Raw genomic sequence first — 16,669 nt, 5'->3', positions numbered from 1 at the left:
AACCGCAGACATACCGCAACCAATGTGGAGTATACCTCAAAAGAGATACCCGCTATGCTCAATAAAAACACTCTCTCCATCACCAAACGCCCTCTCTACTACTGGATTATACGTCACTGCCGCGGCTTACAGCTACTGTTGCTCGCCACAATTCTTATCAGTGTGTTTTTCCGGGTCGTCCCCCTGGAATTACAGAAAAGAATAGTGAATGAAGCAATCAGCAAGCGGGATGAATACCTGCTTTTATGGTACTGCGGTTTTTATATTTCCGCGGTTCTTCTGGCAGGACTGACAAAATACCTGATCAATATGCTCCAGGTAATCATCGGCCAGAAAATCCTCATTCGTCTGCGCTCAGAGCTTTATATGCATGTTCTGCGTCTGCCACTGCAGCGCTATCGGGGTCTGAGACCAGGTTCAGCGATTTCTGCCATGACAGGAGAGCTCAATGCCATAGGTGCCTTTCTCGGCCAGGCCCTGGCTGTCCCCTTAACTTCAATTCTCACCTACGTCGTGGTGTTGAGTTATATGTTTTCACTCAGTCCCATGCTCACGGTGATCACCATCGCCGTCTACCCTTTTGAGCTTGTTGTCATCCCTTTACTGCAAAACAAGTTTAACAGCTGGAATCAAAAACGCATCGCCACGGTAAGAGAGATGAGCGATACCGTCAATGAGGCGATAAACGGGATTGTGGAGATCCAGAGTTACAACAGGTATCAGTTTGAAAAGAGCCGGCTCGGGCTGCTCATAAATAAACTGTATAATATTGTGATAACGCTTAATATCTACAAGTTTGGCATCAAATTCACCGGCAACTTTTTCCAGGCCACAGGGCCTTTTCTGTTATTTTTGGTGGGTGGGCATTTAGCGATACAGGGTCAGTTCAGCCTTGGCGCACTGGTAGCCTTTCTTTCAGCCCACGAAAAACTGTATGACCCATGGCAGGAATTGCGCCTTTTTTATCAGGAATATCAGAATGCCCGGGTCGTTTACCAGCAGATAACCCGGCTCTTTGACCACCAGGAACAACTTCTCCCCCCCGCCGCCCGACCCGCAAATACCCAACCGGCGTATCTGGAACTCTCCCATTTGTACTATACGCTGCCTGGCCACATTACCCTGCTTCGTGATATCTGTCTGACCATACACCGTGGGCAGCATATTGCTCTGGTAGGTTCATCGGGATGCGGCAAGTCAACTCTTGCCCTGCTGCTTGCCCGCTTGTATCAAAGTAAAGACGGCACTATCCATCTTGAAGGCCAGGATATGACCTGCTGCACAAAAGACTTCATCAGTTCACAGATTACCGTCATTCCCCAGCACCCCTTTATCTTTTCAGGAACGATCAGAGATAATATTCTGTACGGCCTGCACGATTCCGTGACCTGTGCCACCCCTTCGGCTGAAATTCAAAGCCGCTTACTCCATATCATCGCCCATATCGGCCTCGAAAAAGACCTTGTGTGGCTCGGCATGAGTTCTGTTCCTCCTCCCCACAAGGCCCAAAAGCTCAAAAATCATATCCTGAAAATGCGCCAGATTCTTCATCAGGACCTCAAAGGTGCCTTCGGTGAAGTTGTAGAATTTTATGACCGGGATAAATTCCTCTACTATGCCACCTTACGGGACAATCTGATCTTTGGTGAATCTCCAAGTGGCAAATATGCCCCTGAAAAACTCCCCACCAATGCGGATTTTATTCAACTTCTCCAATATGAAAATCTGTATAACGACCTGTTGAGTCTCGGCCTGTCACTGGCACGTATCATCCTGGAAATCCTGCAACAGACATCCACTGACGAATCCTTTTTCAGCGAATGTCCCATGAAAGAACAGGAGCTCCAAACCTATGAGGATATCACTGATCATCTCGATAGTGGGGTTTCATTGACCGCTCAGGAGAAAAATCAGCTCATGATTCTGGCTCTACGCTATATTCCGGCAAAACATGGTCTGATCCTTCTGCAGCCGGGCTTTGAACAAAAGATTCTCTCTGCCAGAAAATACTTTCTTACCGAAATTTTAAAGGTTTTTGATTGCACAAGTCATCATGACACCCACAATAATCCTGAGAAACCAGGCAATGGCACGCTGGACAACTCAACCAATGATTTCAATACCTATTGTTATTCAGGGTACTTATACAACCGGAATATACGCACCAATATCCTGCTTGGCTCGGTGAAGAAGACCTTTGAAGACATCCTGCTGATAAAAGACCTGGCCTGGGATACCTTCAAACGTAACGGACTCATGGAAGAAATTATCGACCTCGGTCTCGATTTTACTGTGGGCAGTCAGGGAAGTCATCTCTCGGGAGGGCAAAAACAGAAGGTAGCCATCGCCAGAGCTCTTCTCACGGATTCCCCGATCTTCATTATGGACGAGGCGACCGCAAGTCTTGACAATATCTCTCAGGCAATGATCCAGGACTTTATTTCAGCATCGTTGAGGGAGAAGACCATAATTTCAATTATCCATCGGCTTGATCTTGCCAGGTTTTATGACAGCATCGTGGTTATGGATAATGGCGCTATCGTTGAGCAGGGGACCTATGACGAGCTTATGCAGCGACAAGATGTTTTTTACAGGCTGTATCATAACCAGAATCCATAATTTCCTGATCCAACGAGGAGTGAAGAGGATTTTCAAGTAACGGTTTACACCTCCTGGTAACGTTACCTCCTTTTTCCAGGAGCTACAAACGTCCTCTCTTTGTCTGCCAAAACCGCATACAACTGCTCTATACTGCTAATATCATACAATCTTTTTATTTTGCTATTCCTGACTCTATCAGGCACACATCTTGGAATACCAGTTACACATGAGGTAATGACAGGAAGTAAAATTCAAAACCAGATATTGAAGAGGGAAAAATGAAACAAGCTGATGTGTTGGTCATAGGTGGCAGTGCTGCAGGTATCGTTGCGGCCACAACTGCCAGGAATTTTTATCCAGGAAAACAGGTCACACTGGTACGCAAGGAAAACAAAATGCTCGTTCCCTGTGGGATTCCCTATATGTTTGGAACCCTGGACACAAGTGAAAAAAATGTTGTTCCAGATATGGTTCTGGAAAACGGCAAGATTGACCTGACTATTGGTGAAGCGGTCTCCGTTCATCAGGAAAACAAGACCTGCACCCTGGAGGATGGGTCAAAAATAGCTTTTGAGAAACTGATTTTTGCAACGGGATCATCTCCCATCCGCCCCCAGTGGCTTCAAGGTATTGATCTTGAAAATGTTTTCTTTATCCCGAAAAACAAAGAATATCTGGACAGGGAATCCCGCATATTTGCAGATTGTAAGAAAGTTGTTGTCATAGGCGGCGGCTTTATCGGGGTTGAGATGGCAGACGAACTGGTAAAAGCCGGTAAGGATGTCACTATCGTTGAATTGTTACCCCATGTCCTCAGTCTTGCTTTCGACAAAGAGCTGGCCTCAAGAGCAGAAGATGCCCTGATAGCCAGAGGAGTCAAGCTCTCTTGTGGCAAGAAAGTTCAGAAGATATTAGGCGAGACAAAGGTTACCGGAGTGGCCCTTGATGACGGAACAGTGCTGGATACAGATGCCGTTATCCTTTCTGTTGGCTACCACCCCAACTCAGATCTGGCAAAAGAAGCGGGGCTTGCCGTCAATAAAATGGGTTTTATCAAGGTCGACGAATATATGAGAACGGCTAACCCTGATATTTTTGCAGTGGGAGATTGTGCGGAAAAATTCAGCTTTATTACCCGCACACCAAAACGAACCATGCTTGCATCTACAGCCTGTGCAGAGGCACGGATTGCCGGGATGAATCTTTATAAACTATCAACGGTTCGCGCTTTTAATGGCACTATTTCTATTTTCTGCACAGCAATCGGGGAAGATGCCTTTGGTGCCGCAGGTGTAACGGAAGATCTGGCGAAGGAACGTGGCTTTGAGGTCATTACCGGTATGTTTGAGGGAGTAGATTGTCATCCTGGCAGCCTGCCCGGCACTCACAAGCAACTTGTCAAATTAATCGCTTCCAAAGATTCCGGAATCATTCTCGGCGGTGAGGTCTTTGGTGGAAGATCCGTTGGAGAACTCACCAATCTGATTGGCTTTATCGTCCAGAACAGAATGACGGTGGAAGGGGTTCTCACCTCTCAGATAGGTACACATCCATTGTTAACCGGTCCGCCTACGGCCTATCCACTCATAAAGGCCGCTGAGATGATTGCCATAAAACGAAACAGCTACCTGTCCTGAACAAGAGTCTTGATTATCCAGTAAAAGGTCCGGTCCAGCAAACCGGGCCTTCTAAGACCGTTACCTTATGTTCACAGTAACGTTACCTAAACTGCAGGACAACCCGTACACCAGCCTTCAACCGCCCATCATGCAACAACATCTCTAATGTTTTAAATACGTTATACACAAAAATTATTATGGAATGAAAGTTGCTAGTTAAATTACCGAACAACTGGTCATGGCCTTCAAAATGGAAAATGACAAACAGGTAAAAAAGATGAGCGCAGCGATAAGGCTACTCAATACAGAAGAGTTTACAACGGTTAGATGTTTGGATTTAAGTCTTATTGCCTTTGGCATTCCCTGGTCATCCCCATGCCAGAATCAGCATAAGATACTTGTCAGCCTGACAAAAAAATCTGCTGGAATCGTAACAATTGCCCGGGTTGATGTGGAAAGCCATCCAGAAATTGCAGAAAAAATCAATATCCAGACGGTGCCGACCCTCGTCATCTACCAAAAAAACAGGGAAATAAAGCGCCTGGTCGGTATCCAGTCTTTTACAGCACTTCAGGCATTACTGTCAGACCTGCAGGGTAATGCATGACTGCAAGGTCAAGACCTGCTCATGAGAGCGGGGCGCCTTCAGCCAGTTGCCAAATCTGGCAGCAGTTACAATTGGAAGAGTGCCTGACAACAGTAATAGTACATCGTACAACACAACAGCAGTCGTCGTTAACTTAAAAAAGGAGATACCATGAAAAAAGGTGAAAAACTTGTAATCGTAGGATGTAGCGGATCCGGTGGACCGGCAGCCATGATGTCCAAAAAACTCATGCCCGAAGTTGATGTCACTGTTATCCGTAAAGAAGATTTTTTCATTGTAAGGTGAGCTCTGCCTCATGTAATAGCCGGTCTGGCTAGCAGCGAATCAATAATTGTTCCTGACAAAATGCTTCAGGGGCAAGGCATAAATGTCGTAAACGATGAAGTTGTAAAGATCGATACCGCAACCAAAACCGTTTTTTCCGCGAAAGGCGATAAGTATAACTATGACAAGTTGTACATGGCCACAGGGTCCAGCTCGTTTATTCCACCCATAGAAGGTAACGATCTTCAGGGGGTAATGACACTGCGTGGGCTTCCCGATGCAGAAAAGATAAAAGCTGCTGTAGGTAGCGGGAAAAGTAAAAATATTATCTTTATTGGCGCCGGTTTCATCAGTATGGAAATCGCTTCTCTGCTCGAAGAGACTGCACCAAAGAGTTATAACATTTCCATCATTGAGCTGATGGACCGACCTCTTCCCTTAATGCTTGATAAAGATATGTCAGATTCGGTCAGGACCTATCTTGAAGAAAAAGGTCTGAACATTCAGACCGGAGTAAAGGTTGAAAGACTCATTGGCAAGGATGGCAAGGTCGTCGGCGTAGAGCTGTCATCGGGTAAAACCCTTGATGCTGATATCGTTTTTATGAATGTTGGAGTTCGACCAAATATTCAACTTGCAAAAGATATTGGTCTCGAGATGGGCCAGTTTGGCATTAAGGTGAATACATTTCAGGAAACCTCCAACCCGGATATTTTAGCGGGTGGTGATTGTGTGGAAAAATTCAATTTCATTACCAAAAAGCCGACCCCAGGACAACTGCGCGGGCCAGCCGTTGTCCAGGGACGCCTCGCTGCAAAACGTCTCGCCGGTTATTCCATTGAGTTTCCCGGGGTACTTGATGCCGGTGGCTGTAAAATGTTTGACATGACCATCACCGCAACCGGGCTGACCGAAGCCAACGCCGCCAGAGAAGGTATTGAAACCGTCTGCGCCGTGGTGGATTCACGAAGCAAACATGGCATGATTCCAGGGATGAAACCATGGAAACTCAAGCTGGTTTTTGACAAAAAGACAGAAAAATTGATCGGGGGACAGATTGTCAGCCATGCCATTGCCCCGGCCAGAGAAATTGATGCAGTTTCCGCATTCATCCTTGGCGGAAGAACAATTTCTGAACTCACAACCTTTACTTCTGCCTGTAACCCGGACATCTCTTCTGAGCCCAGTGCAGAGCCAATCACTATTGCCGCAGAGCATGCGTTGCAGAAATTAAAAGCCGCTCAGTGATTACTGTTCTTACGTTGTAACACACGCCAGTAAAACCGCAGAAAGCAATGGGAGCCCCTTACCTCCCATTGCTTTTTGCAGTTGAACATCCGCCGCTGTTCTTCTCATATGCAGGCCTTGTCTTCTTTATTTCTCAGAACCCGCAGCAGAAAGGGAAGAAGAAAAAGCAGCAGAATGATTCGAAAAAGGTGATGGGTCGCAACAAAGGCCGAGTCATAGCCGAGGGAAAGCGCCATTGCCGCCATTGCTTCAACCCCACCCGGGGCATAAGAGACCCAGAGCTGACCAAAAGGCAGGTCAAGGACTTTGGCCGCAAGGGCGGCAAACAGCGCTGCAATACTGCTGGAAACAACAACCACAGCAAGGGCGCCACCGACCAGTCGCTTAATATCAGCCAGAGGAATAGAGGTGAACCTTGCCCCAATGACAGCCCCTGTAATAACAAAGCCTGTCCACAGGAACGCGGTTTGCGGTCGTCCGGAAACAACCCCCAGATAATGCAGGACACCGCTCACCAGAACACCTGCAATGAGATAGGCTGCCGGCAGTTTCTTTTTGCTCAGCAGAAAACCAAACACCAGGGTCATAAGAAACACTCCAGCCGTTGCCATAAGAGGCAGACTGCCGTGTTGACTGCTGCCACCCCTGCCATGCTCGAGGTTTAAAACGTCAAGAATCAGAGGCAGACAGGTCGTAATCGACAGCAACCTGATACTTTGAATGACGATTATTGCCCTGGCATCACCAATGCCGGTAGCAGCTATGGCAAGTGAATAGCTTAATGCTCCAGGGGAAGCGGCAAGGATCCCGGTGATCTTTGATAGATTGAAAAATGCGGTCAACACCCAACTGCTGGTAAAGAGTATCACCCCCATAACCAGCACAAGGCCACTCAGGCTGAGTGGCCACTTGACTGCCAGTTCAAAAAAATCTGTGTTAATCCCCGAACCAAGGGAACAACCGATGGCGGCAAAGGCCATATTGCGCAACCAGCCAGGCACGGACGTTGGTAATCTGCCAAAAGAAACAACAGAAACAGCCAGGGTTGAGCCTATCAGAGCGGCCGCAGGAAGGCCTGCCACAATTGCGACCACTGCTCCGCAGGTACCAATCAACAGCGTAGTCACAACCTGTAAGGGGCTACTGTTTTGTAACCGTGACTTTAAGGATTTTTCAGCCATAGCCCCTATCTTCGACCTGCTTTACCCATACAGGAAATCTGAACGTATTATTCTGCCGTCTTCTTTTCCATTCTGCTTTTCTTTATCCTGCCATAAAGCGGCGGTACAAAGAGGATCAGTACAGTGAGGACGTAAATGATAATACTACTTGACGACTCAACAAGCACCTTCCAATCACCACCTGAAATAGACAGGGCCCGGCGAAGATTATCTTCAAACAGGTTGCCCAGAACCACCCCGAGAATAACCGGAGCAAGAGAAAACCCCATTTTTTTCAAGAGCCAGCCAAAAAGTCCAAGGCCGATAATCATATACAGATCAAAAGGATTACTCACCACCGAGTAGACCCCGATAAAGGCGAGGACGGCGATAAGGGGGGTAAGATATTTCTGCGGAATTGTGAGCAATCGGGCAAAAAATCCGACCAGCGGCAGGTTGATGACCAGTAGTGCAAGATTGCCAATATACATGGAGGCGATCAAACCCCAGGCAATTTCAGGCCGCTGTTGAAACATCAAGGGTCCAGGGGTGATATTAAACAGCAGTAGAGCACCAAGAAGGATGGCGGTCGTACCGGAACCCGGAATTCCCAAAGTCAACATGGGAACCATGGCTCCACCCGCCGAGGCGTTATTGGCGGCTTCAGGTGCAGCAAGACCACGAATGTCTCCTTTCCCAAAGTTCTCACCACTTTTCCCGGCTATACGTTTCTCCGTTCCATAAGCCACAGCCGAGGCCACGGATGCACCGGTTCCTGGCAGAACTCCGATGAAAAAACCGAGCATCGAACAGCGGAACACGACCCATTTAACAACAGCCAGATCCTTTAATGAGACAAAGCTCTTGCCAACCGGCAGGACTTTCAACTTACCTGTTATCTGATGTTCTACCAGGGTGATGAGCTCGCCCATACCAAAAAGACCAATGACGATGACCAGAAAATCAATACCTGCCAGAATATCAGGAACGCCAAAGGTGAACCTGGCAACTCCTGTATTGGCATCAATTCCAATAGAGGCGATCATCAGGCCCATTAAAGCGGCGAGCAGTGTTTTTACAGGATTCTTGCCAACAAGAGAGGCCAGACAGGTAAATGCGAAAACCATCAGGGCGACATAATCTGACGGGTTGAAATGAATCGCCACAGAGGCCAGCATTGGTCCGAAAAGACTCATGAGGATAACCGCAAAGGTCCCGCCGACAAAAGATGCTACCGCTGACAGCGACAGGGCCCGGCCTGCCTCCCCATTCTTGGCCATGGGGTTGCCATCAAGAGTGGTAAATACCGCTCCGGCATCCCCCGGGACATTAAGCAGAATGGATGAGATTCTGCCACCGTATTCCGCCCCGTAGTAAATCCCGGCAAGCAGGATCAGAGCCGATTCAGGAGGCAAACCAAGACTGTAGGCAATGGGTAAAAGAATAGCCACACCGTTAATGGGTCCGATTCCTGGCAGGGCACCGATGAGTGTTCCTGAGAAACAACCGACTATCACATAAAGGAGATTCATCGGGGCGAGGGCTACCCCGAAACCTGTATAGAGACCCGCTAATACCTCGTTCATGACAGTCCTCGCAATAGTTTGAGAATAAACCCTTCCGGCAGATTCAGGTCGAGTATTACAGCACAGAGCAGATAACCAAATGTGCCCGAAGCCACACCGAAGACAACCGCCTGCAAGGCAGTTGCTCCAAGAATTCTTGACAACACCAGGCAGAACAGGGTGGTTGACAGGATAAAGCCGATCGGCTCAAAGAGGTAGGCGTAAGCCGACAATAGGATCAGCAGGATTGCAATACGCATCAGCGTCGATCCCAAAACCTTCAGTCTGGTTCCGTCGGGCAGGACGATGATATACAGACAGCAGAGACAGGCAAATACGGAGAGTATCTGCGGCCAGGTCTCAGGACCAAGCGGGTCATACTGAAACGGTGCTTCAATTATGGTAAAGGCAATAAAACCATAGCCGAGAGCAATGGCCAGGGCTATACAGCCGAAAATTCTATCCGCCATCTTTTCCTCCGATTATCCCCGTCCTGAAAGGTCAGGCCGGGGATATTTTTCAGTAATTACTTGATCAGACCTGCTTCTTTGGCAATTCCACGCATCCGTTCAACGCGTTTTTTCACGTCTGCGTCAAACTCTGCGCCTGCCATATTCAGCTTCATGAGACCTTTTTCTTTCTGTATTGTGGCGAATTCTTCTGTAGCATACGCTGCTTTGAAGGCATCTACCCAGGCGTTGTAAGCCTCATCCGAGACGTTCTTGCCCATGTAGTAACCGCGCATGATGGTCCATTCAGCATCGTAGCCCAGTTCTTTGGTCGTTGGAAACTGGTCAAAAGGCGCAGGCAGTCTTTCAGGGGACATGACCGCGAGAATTTTCATGCTGCCATCAAGATGGGAAGCCATCTCACCGACATCACCCATGTATGCCTCGATACTGCCACCAAGAAGCCCGGCGATAGCATCTCCACCACCATCATAGGCAACATAGCGCATCTTTTTGGGGTCTTTTTCAACCGACTTGACAAGCAGTGCAGCTTTCATCCAGTCCTGGGAACCAACAGAGCCACCCGCACCGATGACGACACTGTTCTCAGCGGTTTTTAGCTGATTCATCAGATCATCCAGGGTTTTGAACTTGGAATCACCTTTCACGATAACGGCTCCGAAATCGGCTCCGGCAGAGGCGAGCCAGCGCACATCATTTTCTGTCCACTGACCGTATTTTCCGGTGGCGATATTGAGAAGAGAACCGGAGGAAAAGGCTACAATGGCATTCGGGTCATCGGTTCGGGTGGAGTTAAACATGTTAATGGCCACCGCACCAATACCACCCGGCATGAAGGTCACCTGCATAAGGCTGGGAAGCTGATCTTTCAGTCCCAACATGGCGACGCGACACGTCAGATCAAAACCACCACCCGGTTTGGCCGGGGCAATACATTCTGGTTTTTCAATGGCAGCAGCAAAGGCTGAGCCAACCATAAGGGATGTACAGAGTAGAGAGGTTGCAGCGAGTTTCATCAGTTTCATACCGTGCTCCTTGTAGAATGTTTCTTGAATGGTGGGTCCACTCAGGGCCAGGTGCCCTGATTCTCTTCAAATAAGATATGAGTGTTAAAATGCTGAACATACTTTTATAAAACTGCAACTACATGTCAATATTTGGTTTTTTAGTATACTTTTGTGTTTTACAGCTGCTTTTGTAACTTGTGTCGACAGGGATGTCTAAAATTGGAATGATTACGATTTCCAAAATCACAATTTCTCTCTATACTGTTTGATTATGAAGACCGCCGTCATCAACCTCTACCAATCTTTTCGGCCCAAACGGCTTCTGGACTCGGTGACCATTATCATAATGGTCCTGGTCGTGGCACTGCTGGTTTCCATCGGCACCATCTTTTCCCAGCTCACCTTTGATATCGTCGACAAGCAAACCCAGAAAAGAGCCATTCAGACCGCCAAACAGATCGCAGGTCTGCTCGAACGGGAGGACTTTATCAATACCCCACGCGACCTTTATTCAATTGCAGCCTTCAATGACATCATCGAAATGCAGACCGATGTGGAAGACATTATCGTCACCAACCGTGACGGCATCATCATCAGTCACCCGGACCCGCAGAGAATCGGCACGATAAATAGTGACCCACTTGCCATACGAGCCTTAAAATACGGCAGCGATTATTCAAAACGGATCGTTGAAAATGGTCGTCAGTTTATTCGCGGCTCAGTCCCTCTTCTCGAGCATAACTATAGAATTATCGGCATGGTATCCGCCGGCTACCCGGTCGAATCCATGCGCAAGGTTTCCGATGCCTATCTCGAAAAGATCATTTTCTTCATCTTTGTCTTTATCACCCTTGGCCTCGTTGCGGCGATCTTTATTGCCAAGGGAGTAAAATGGGTGATCTTCGGCCTTGAGCCATCGGAGATCGCTTATATGTTTCAGGAAAGATCTGCGCTGCTTGAATCGATCCGCGAAGGAATCATCTCTACCGGACCAGACGGCAGGATAAAACTGGTGAACGAGGCGGCTATAAAGACCCTTAATCTGCACAACAGAAAAGAACTGGAGGGCAACCATCTCAGCTACCTCTTCCCCGATCTCGATGCCACCCATATCCTGACAACAGGTGAACCGGTTTCCGACAGAGAATTTATCCTCAGCGGGATTCCCATCATCGTAAACGCAGAGCCGGTCGGTAATAAACACGGGCTGGTGGTGACCTTTCGGAAAACAAAAGAGATCGATATAATTGCCCGGGAACTCTCCCAGGTCCAGACCTTTTCCGATATGCTCCGCGCCCAGACCCATGAATATTCCAATTCACTGCATACCATTGTGGGCTTGCTGCAGATAGGTGCTTACGAAGACGCTCTCGATTTCATTGCCGACGAGACAAAAGGCCATAGAAAACTCATCAGATTTCTGGCCGAAAATCTACCGGATAGATTGCTTTCATCGATGATTATCGGGAAATGCATGTACGCCAGCGAACAGAAGGTCGAGCTTATAATAGACCCGGAAAGCCGGATGATTGATCTTCCCGACCAGCTTGATCGCCATACCCTGACCACTGTGCTCGGCAACGTTATCAACAATGCCATAGAAGCGGCGGTTGCAGGCAAGGCACAGCCTAAGGTGACAATTTTCATGTCTGACTTTGGTAATGATCTGATCTTTGAAATTGAAGATTCCGGTGACGGTATCGAGGAGCAACTGTTTGAAAGAATTTTTGAAAAAGGTGTCTCCACCAAAGGAGGCGGCCAGCGTGGCTATGGGCTTTATCTGGCGAAAAAAGCCATAAACACCCTGGGCGGAACAATTGAGGTTGAAAAAGGTGACGAGGGCGGTACTCGCTTTGAAATCATAATCGCTAAAAAAAGGTACGGGTCATGACACTGCTTGAAGTCGTAATTGTTGAAGATAACCAGAAAGTTTCCAGAACCCATCAGGCCTTTGTGGAAAAAGTCGAAGGCTTTGAGGTAACCGGTATTGCCAATACCATCGGTGAGGCAAGATTACTTCTGAATACCCTTGAGCCGGACCTCATCCTCCTCGATATCTATTTTCCTGAATCAAACGGGATTGAGTTTCTCCGTGAACTGCGTGCCAGCCATCACAGTACCGATGTCATCCTCATCACAGCGGCACGGGAGGTTGAAATGCTCCACAGCGCCCTGCAGGGCGGTGCCTTTGACTATATGATCAAGCCGGTCTTCTTTGAAAGATTTCAGGAATCTTTGACTAACTATCGCAACTATAAAAAGCAGATGGCAACCGCGGGTACCCTGACCCAGGAAGAAGCTGACCGACTGTTTCGTAAATCAGCTCCGGCGGTATCCATGGGAGGCGACGACGTACCCAAAGGTATTGATAGTGTCACCCTCAAATCCATCCTGGCTGTCTTTGAAAATGAGGACAACAAGGCCATGAGTGCCACTGAGATGGGCCAGGTCATTGGAGTCAGCAGGACGACGGCCAGAAAATACCTGGAATATCTGATCTCTGAGGGATTGCTTACCATCCATCTTGACTATGGAACCAAGGGCCGTCCGGAACGGAAATATCGGCTCGAAAAATCTGAGGCCGGCGGGACAATTTGACAGATGTGGAACTATTGAAATGAACGGCTTTTAAAACGTACGACTCCTTTAACGACGATAGCCAAAAGTACACTGCTCCAGAGAAGCTGGGCGGCCGGGCTCTGGAGAAATTTACCGATGTCCCCGCCGCTAATGGTCAGTGCCAGGCGAAAATTATCTTCAAACGGTTTCCCCAGTACATAGCCCAGAATAAGGGGCGCCAACGGATAATCAAATTTTCTGAGTCCATACGCGAAAATACCGATCAGCACCATGATAGAAAGAGAAATAAGACTCTGACTCACCGCATAGACACTGACAAAGGATACCACCACAATCATCGGCATCAGTACCCAGCCGGGGATTGTCAACAGTTTTGGGAAATAGCGGATCAGTTTGATGTTGATCACCAGAAGCAGCAGATTGCCAAGATACATTGAGGCGATCATTGCCCAGATGATTTCAGGATGTGCCCGGCACAGACCAGGGCCTGGATCAATATTCATCTGTAAGAGCGCCCCATGCAGGACCGCTGTTGTTGCACTGCCGGGAATACCGAGAGCCATAAGGGGCAGAAAGGCACCAAGGGCACAGGCACTGTTTGCCGCCTCCGGGGCAATCAGTCCGCGAAGATTACCTTTGCCAAAAGCTGATTCCTCTCCCTTTGCGCTCAGTTTTTCCTCAAAGCGATAGGCCGCGATATTTGCAACATAGGTCCCGGAACCTGGCAGGATTCCGATCAGCAAACCCACCATCGAAGAACGTAAACAGGCCCATTTTAGCCGCCAGCACTCGGGAACCAATCCCTGCACCTTATCACGGATTGCCTGAAGTTTCGTCTCTGTCTGCTGATTTTCCATGAGCATAAAAGTCTCACTCAGGGCAAAAACACCGATCACTACGATCATAAAATCGATACCGTCATAGAGTTCCGGGATATTCGAGGTGTAACGAAAAGCCCCAGTCCCCCAATCCAGGCCGACAACCGAAAGCATCAGACCAATACATAATGAAATCAGATTCTTGGTAAAGAGGGTCGACGACAGGGTGAGAACAAGAACAAAGACAAAGGCAATGAGAGCGACATATTCAGGCGGCCCGAAGGAACTGCCGATATCTGCAAAAAATCTGGTGGTAAAGGTCAGCAGCAGAATCGCCGCCGTGCCTCCAACAAACGAACTGACGGCTGTTAGGGCCAGGGCTTTACCTGCAGAGCCGGTAAGAGCCAGCGGATACCCATCGTTTCTGGTTGAAAATGAGCTGACATCCCCGGGTATATCGTTGAGGATCGCCGATATCCTGCAACTGTACTTCGCACCGTAATAGATGGCTGCATAGAGTATCAGTGCTGTTTCCGGTGCCAGACCAAAGGTGTAGGTCACGGGCAGCATCAGAGCAATACCGATGGCGGCACTGATACCGGGGATTGCCCCTACGATCATCCCAAGAAATACGCCGACGACAAGCATTAAGAGATTTATGGGCATAGCAGCGGTCGCCAGACCCTGGAGGAAGAGATGCACGCTCTCCATCTAATTCCCCAGACGAAAGAGAGATCCAAGGGGCAAGGGCACACCCAGAAGAAAATGAAAAATACCGTAGAAAAATATGGCCATAACAAGCCCGCTCAACAGCCCTTCCATCCAGCTGCTCCCGACGATCCGGGCGATGATATAGGTGGTGATAGTGGTGGCCAGCATAAAACCGAGTAGCTGAAACGTCAGAAGATAAAAGAGAACGGCAAGACCATGTCTGGCAACACAGCCTTTAAGGGGAAAGCTTGGAGTGTGATGTATACATATGTTAACAAGGCAGAGCAGGAGTAAACAGGAGCCAAGCAGTACAGGAAAAGCCCGCGGACCAATGGGTTCATAGGCAAAGGGAACCTCAATCTTCAAGCCAAAATAAAGGTAGACAACTCCCCCAAAAAACATGATTACAACAAATAAGCGTTCGCTCACTGAACCAACCCAAATTTCTGTCCAAACTCCCGAAGTTGCAGGACATTATTTTTAACATAGCGGTCAAATTCCTCACCGAGGATCATAAGAGGGAACAGGTGCAGTTTTTCCCTCTCCCGACCGAGCACCCCTGATGATTCGAGGCGGTACAGCGTATTTACCCACCAGTGGTACTCAACATTGGAAATCTTCGGGGGCAGATAAAAACCGCGCCAGACCGGCCAGACGATATCATAGCCCAGTTCTTTTGCGGTGGGGATCGTACTATATTTTCCCGGCAGCCTGGTCTCGGAAAAGATAGCCAGAATCCTGAGCTTGCCCTCCTCCATGTGATTGACCACCTCAGTAAAATCTCCGGGAAAGACCTGGATATGGTTCTTGAGAAGAGCCTGGGAGGCCTCACCTCCCCCTTCAAAAGAGATATAACGGATTGCTTTTGGATTGATACCCGCCATATCAAGGACGAGTGCCATTTTCATCCAGTCCTGGCTGCCTATGGACCCGGCTGCCCCCAAAACTATCGAATCAGCTTTTTCCCGCAGGGTCGCAATAAGTTCATCCAGAGATTGCCATGGTGCATCATCGCGCACCGCAATCACCCCGTAGTCCGTACCAACCGCGCCGAGCCAGCGTACATCGGCTTCTGTGTATTTTCCAAATTTATGCAGGGCGAGATTCAGTACGGTGCCCCGGCTGACGGCAACCACCATATTGGCGTCTTTTGGCCTGACACTTACCGCATAGTTAAAGGCAAGAGCGCCAATTCCACCGGGCATAAAACGGATGGACATGTCAAGCAGCAGGGAATCAGCTACAGAAGCCGCCAGCAACTGACACATGATATCATGACCTCCTCCCGGTTTAGCAGGGGCTATACACTCCGGCTTTTCCAGCTCAAAGGCCTGCAGCCAAACAGCCCCACAAAGATGCAGCACCGTCAGACAGGCAAAGAGGATCTGCCAAAGAAAAAACCGCTGAGACATTACTTCGTGAGGTGGCACAGGGGCACGGCAAGCCCCAGTACTCCCCCGAAAAAACGCCTGGATCATTTTACCTGTTCCGGCAAGACGACAACGCCATCCTGATCGGCATAGAGCCACTCGCCGGGCCTGAAGGTGACACCGGCAAAGGTTACCGGAAGACCAGCCTCGCCGACCCCTTTTTTAACACTTTTTCTCGGGATAGTGGCAAGGGCGAGCACGCCAAGGGGCATCCTCGAGATATCTTCGCAGTCCCGGATGCAACCGTACATCAGAATACCAGCCCAGCCATTGTCCACCGCTTTTTGGGCCAGGATGTCTCCAAGCATTGCACAGCGAAAAGAGCCGCCGGCATCTACCACCAGGACCCGCCCCTCGCCCGGTTGCCCCAGATGCTGGCTGACCAGAGAATTGTCTTCAAAACATTTCAACGTTGCTATCCGGCCATGAAACGTGCGGTGCCCGCCGTAGTGGTGGAAACCAGGCTCACAAACCTGAAGCTTTTCTTCGTAAACATCATAAATATCTGCCGTCTTGGTGATTTCGCTCATACTCGGATCCTTGAAGTAGATATATGGGTAGCAAAAACGATAAAAATCGTTTTATCGAG

General features: G+C 48.7%; 15 protein-coding genes. 7 read left to right on the top strand and 8 right to left on the bottom strand.

All coding sequences use genetic code 11. The annotated features are described in order from the left end of the window. Positions 1-54 precede the first annotated feature (54 nt). From FCL48_RS03265 to FCL48_RS03245, 5 genes are all read left to right on the top strand, one after another. Complete coding sequence (locus FCL48_RS03265) at positions 55-2,619, top strand: ABC transporter ATP-binding protein/permease (protein ID WP_136870801.1); 2,565 nt, start codon at positions 55-57, stop codon at positions 2,617-2,619. 260 nt (positions 2,620-2,879) lie between these two features. Continuing rightward, positions 2,880-4,238, top strand: a complete 1,359-nt coding sequence (locus FCL48_RS03260) for an FAD-dependent oxidoreductase (protein ID WP_136870800.1) — start codon at positions 2,880-2,882, stop codon at positions 4,236-4,238. Between the two features lie 259 nt (positions 4,239-4,497). Beyond that, a complete protein-coding gene (locus FCL48_RS03255; protein WP_169309054.1) occupies positions 4,498-4,827 on the top strand; it encodes a co-chaperone YbbN in 330 nt (109 codons plus the stop codon). Between the two features lie 150 nt (positions 4,828-4,977). Next, positions 4,978-5,112, top strand: coding sequence for a tryptophan 7-halogenase (locus tag FCL48_RS25625; RefSeq protein WP_136870798.1), 135 nt, complete (start codon positions 4,978-4,980; stop codon positions 5,110-5,112). 60 nt (positions 5,113-5,172) lie between these two features. Then, the gene (locus FCL48_RS03245; RefSeq protein ID WP_136870797.1) at positions 5,173-6,339 is read left to right on the top strand and encodes an FAD-dependent oxidoreductase; all 1,167 of its coding nucleotides are present in this window, start codon (positions 5,173-5,175) and stop codon (positions 6,337-6,339) included. Positions 6,340-6,443: 104 nt separating this feature from the next. Here FCL48_RS03245 and FCL48_RS03240 read toward each other — a convergent pair whose 3' ends face one another. From FCL48_RS03240 to FCL48_RS03225, 4 genes are read right to left on the bottom strand one after another with little or no spacing between them, the layout of a single operon-like run. Next, entirely contained in the window at positions 6,444-7,520 is a 1,077-nt protein-coding gene (locus FCL48_RS03240; protein ID WP_136870796.1) for an AbrB family transcriptional regulator, read from the bottom strand. A 47-nt stretch (positions 7,521-7,567) separates the two neighbouring features. Further along, the gene (locus FCL48_RS03235) at positions 7,568-9,085 is read right to left on the bottom strand and encodes a tripartite tricarboxylate transporter permease (RefSeq protein WP_136870795.1); all 1,518 of its coding nucleotides are present in this window, start codon (positions 9,083-9,085) and stop codon (positions 7,568-7,570) included. Beyond that, a complete protein-coding gene (locus FCL48_RS03230) occupies positions 9,082-9,534 on the bottom strand; it encodes a tripartite tricarboxylate transporter TctB family protein (RefSeq protein WP_136870794.1) in 453 nt (150 codons plus the stop codon). The genes FCL48_RS03235 and FCL48_RS03230 overlap by 4 nt, the downstream gene beginning before the upstream one ends. Before the next feature lie 56 nt (positions 9,535-9,590). Next, the gene (locus FCL48_RS03225) at positions 9,591-10,550 is read right to left on the bottom strand and encodes a tripartite tricarboxylate transporter substrate binding protein (RefSeq protein WP_136870856.1); all 960 of its coding nucleotides are present in this window, start codon (positions 10,548-10,550) and stop codon (positions 9,591-9,593) included. 262 nt (positions 10,551-10,812) lie between these two features. On the opposite strand from FCL48_RS03225, the gene FCL48_RS03220 reads away from it, so the two are divergent. Both FCL48_RS03220 and FCL48_RS03215 read left to right on the top strand, forming a co-directional pair. After that, positions 10,813-12,432, top strand: coding sequence for a sensor histidine kinase (locus FCL48_RS03220; RefSeq protein ID WP_136870793.1), 1,620 nt, complete (start codon positions 10,813-10,815; stop codon positions 12,430-12,432). Further along, positions 12,429-13,139 (top strand): response regulator, encoded by a 711-nt coding sequence (locus tag FCL48_RS03215; protein WP_136870792.1) that lies wholly within the window; start codon positions 12,429-12,431, stop codon positions 13,137-13,139. Before FCL48_RS03220 ends, FCL48_RS03215 begins: the two co-directional genes overlap by 4 nt. 11 nt (positions 13,140-13,150) lie before the next feature. Here FCL48_RS03215 and FCL48_RS03210 read toward each other — a convergent pair whose 3' ends face one another. From FCL48_RS03210 to rraA, 4 genes are read right to left on the bottom strand one after another with little or no spacing between them, the layout of a single operon-like run. After that, positions 13,151-14,650 (bottom strand): tripartite tricarboxylate transporter permease, encoded by a 1,500-nt coding sequence (locus FCL48_RS03210; protein ID WP_136870791.1) that lies wholly within the window; start codon positions 14,648-14,650, stop codon positions 13,151-13,153. After that, a complete protein-coding gene (locus tag FCL48_RS03205) occupies positions 14,651-15,079 on the bottom strand; it encodes a tripartite tricarboxylate transporter TctB family protein (protein ID WP_136870790.1) in 429 nt (142 codons plus the stop codon). Next, on the bottom strand, positions 15,076-16,128 hold the full coding sequence (locus FCL48_RS03200) for a tripartite tricarboxylate transporter substrate binding protein (RefSeq protein WP_205747629.1): 1,053 nt from the start codon (positions 16,126-16,128) through the stop codon (positions 15,076-15,078). Before FCL48_RS03200 ends, FCL48_RS03205 begins: the two co-directional genes overlap by 4 nt. Further along, positions 16,125-16,610 (bottom strand): ribonuclease E activity regulator RraA, encoded by a 486-nt coding sequence (gene rraA, locus FCL48_RS03195; protein WP_136870789.1) that lies wholly within the window; start codon positions 16,608-16,610, stop codon positions 16,125-16,127. The genes FCL48_RS03200 and rraA overlap by 4 nt, the downstream gene beginning before the upstream one ends. Positions 16,611-16,669 lie beyond the last annotated feature (59 nt).

Origin of the sequence: Desulforhopalus sp. IMCC35007 (genome assembly GCF_005116575.1) — a bacterium.
In the GTDB taxonomy this organism is placed as follows: Bacteria; Desulfobacterota; Desulfobulbia; order Desulfobulbales; family Desulfocapsaceae; genus Desulforhopalus_A.
The sequence above is the reverse complement of the archived record's forward strand: the minus strand, read 5'-3'. Positions and strand labels throughout refer to the sequence as shown.

Coding starts and splice junctions, on each gene's coding strand:
- FCL48_RS25625 (WP_136870798.1), top strand. CDS start 4,978: ATGAAAAAAGGTGAAAAACTTGTAATCGTAGGATGTAGCGGATCCGGT.
- FCL48_RS03210 (WP_136870791.1), bottom strand. CDS start 14,650: ATGGAGAGCGTGCATCTCTTCCTCCAGGGTCTGGCGACCGCTGCTATG.
- FCL48_RS03245 (WP_136870797.1), top strand. CDS start 5,173: ATGCTTCAGGGGCAAGGCATAAATGTCGTAAACGATGAAGTTGTAAAG.
- FCL48_RS03265 (WP_136870801.1), top strand. CDS start 55: ATGCTCAATAAAAACACTCTCTCCATCACCAAACGCCCTCTCTACTAC.
- FCL48_RS03225 (WP_136870856.1), bottom strand. CDS start 10,550: ATGAAACTCGCTGCAACCTCTCTACTCTGTACATCCCTTATGGTTGGC.
- FCL48_RS03200 (WP_205747629.1), bottom strand. CDS start 16,128: ATGATCCAGGCGTTTTTTCGGGGGAGTACTGGGGCTTGCCGTGCCCCT.
- FCL48_RS03260 (WP_136870800.1), top strand. CDS start 2,880: ATGAAACAAGCTGATGTGTTGGTCATAGGTGGCAGTGCTGCAGGTATC.
- FCL48_RS03220 (WP_136870793.1), top strand. CDS start 10,813: ATGAAGACCGCCGTCATCAACCTCTACCAATCTTTTCGGCCCAAACGG.
- FCL48_RS03255 (WP_169309054.1), top strand. CDS start 4,498: ATGAGCGCAGCGATAAGGCTACTCAATACAGAAGAGTTTACAACGGTT.
- FCL48_RS03240 (WP_136870796.1), bottom strand. CDS start 7,520: ATGGCTGAAAAATCCTTAAAGTCACGGTTACAAAACAGTAGCCCCTTA.
- rraA (WP_136870789.1), bottom strand. CDS start 16,610: ATGAGCGAAATCACCAAGACGGCAGATATTTATGATGTTTACGAAGAA.
- FCL48_RS03230 (WP_136870794.1), bottom strand. CDS start 9,534: ATGGCGGATAGAATTTTCGGCTGTATAGCCCTGGCCATTGCTCTCGGC.
- FCL48_RS03215 (WP_136870792.1), top strand. CDS start 12,429: ATGACACTGCTTGAAGTCGTAATTGTTGAAGATAACCAGAAAGTTTCC.
- FCL48_RS03235 (WP_136870795.1), bottom strand. CDS start 9,085: ATGAACGAGGTATTAGCGGGTCTCTATACAGGTTTCGGGGTAGCCCTC.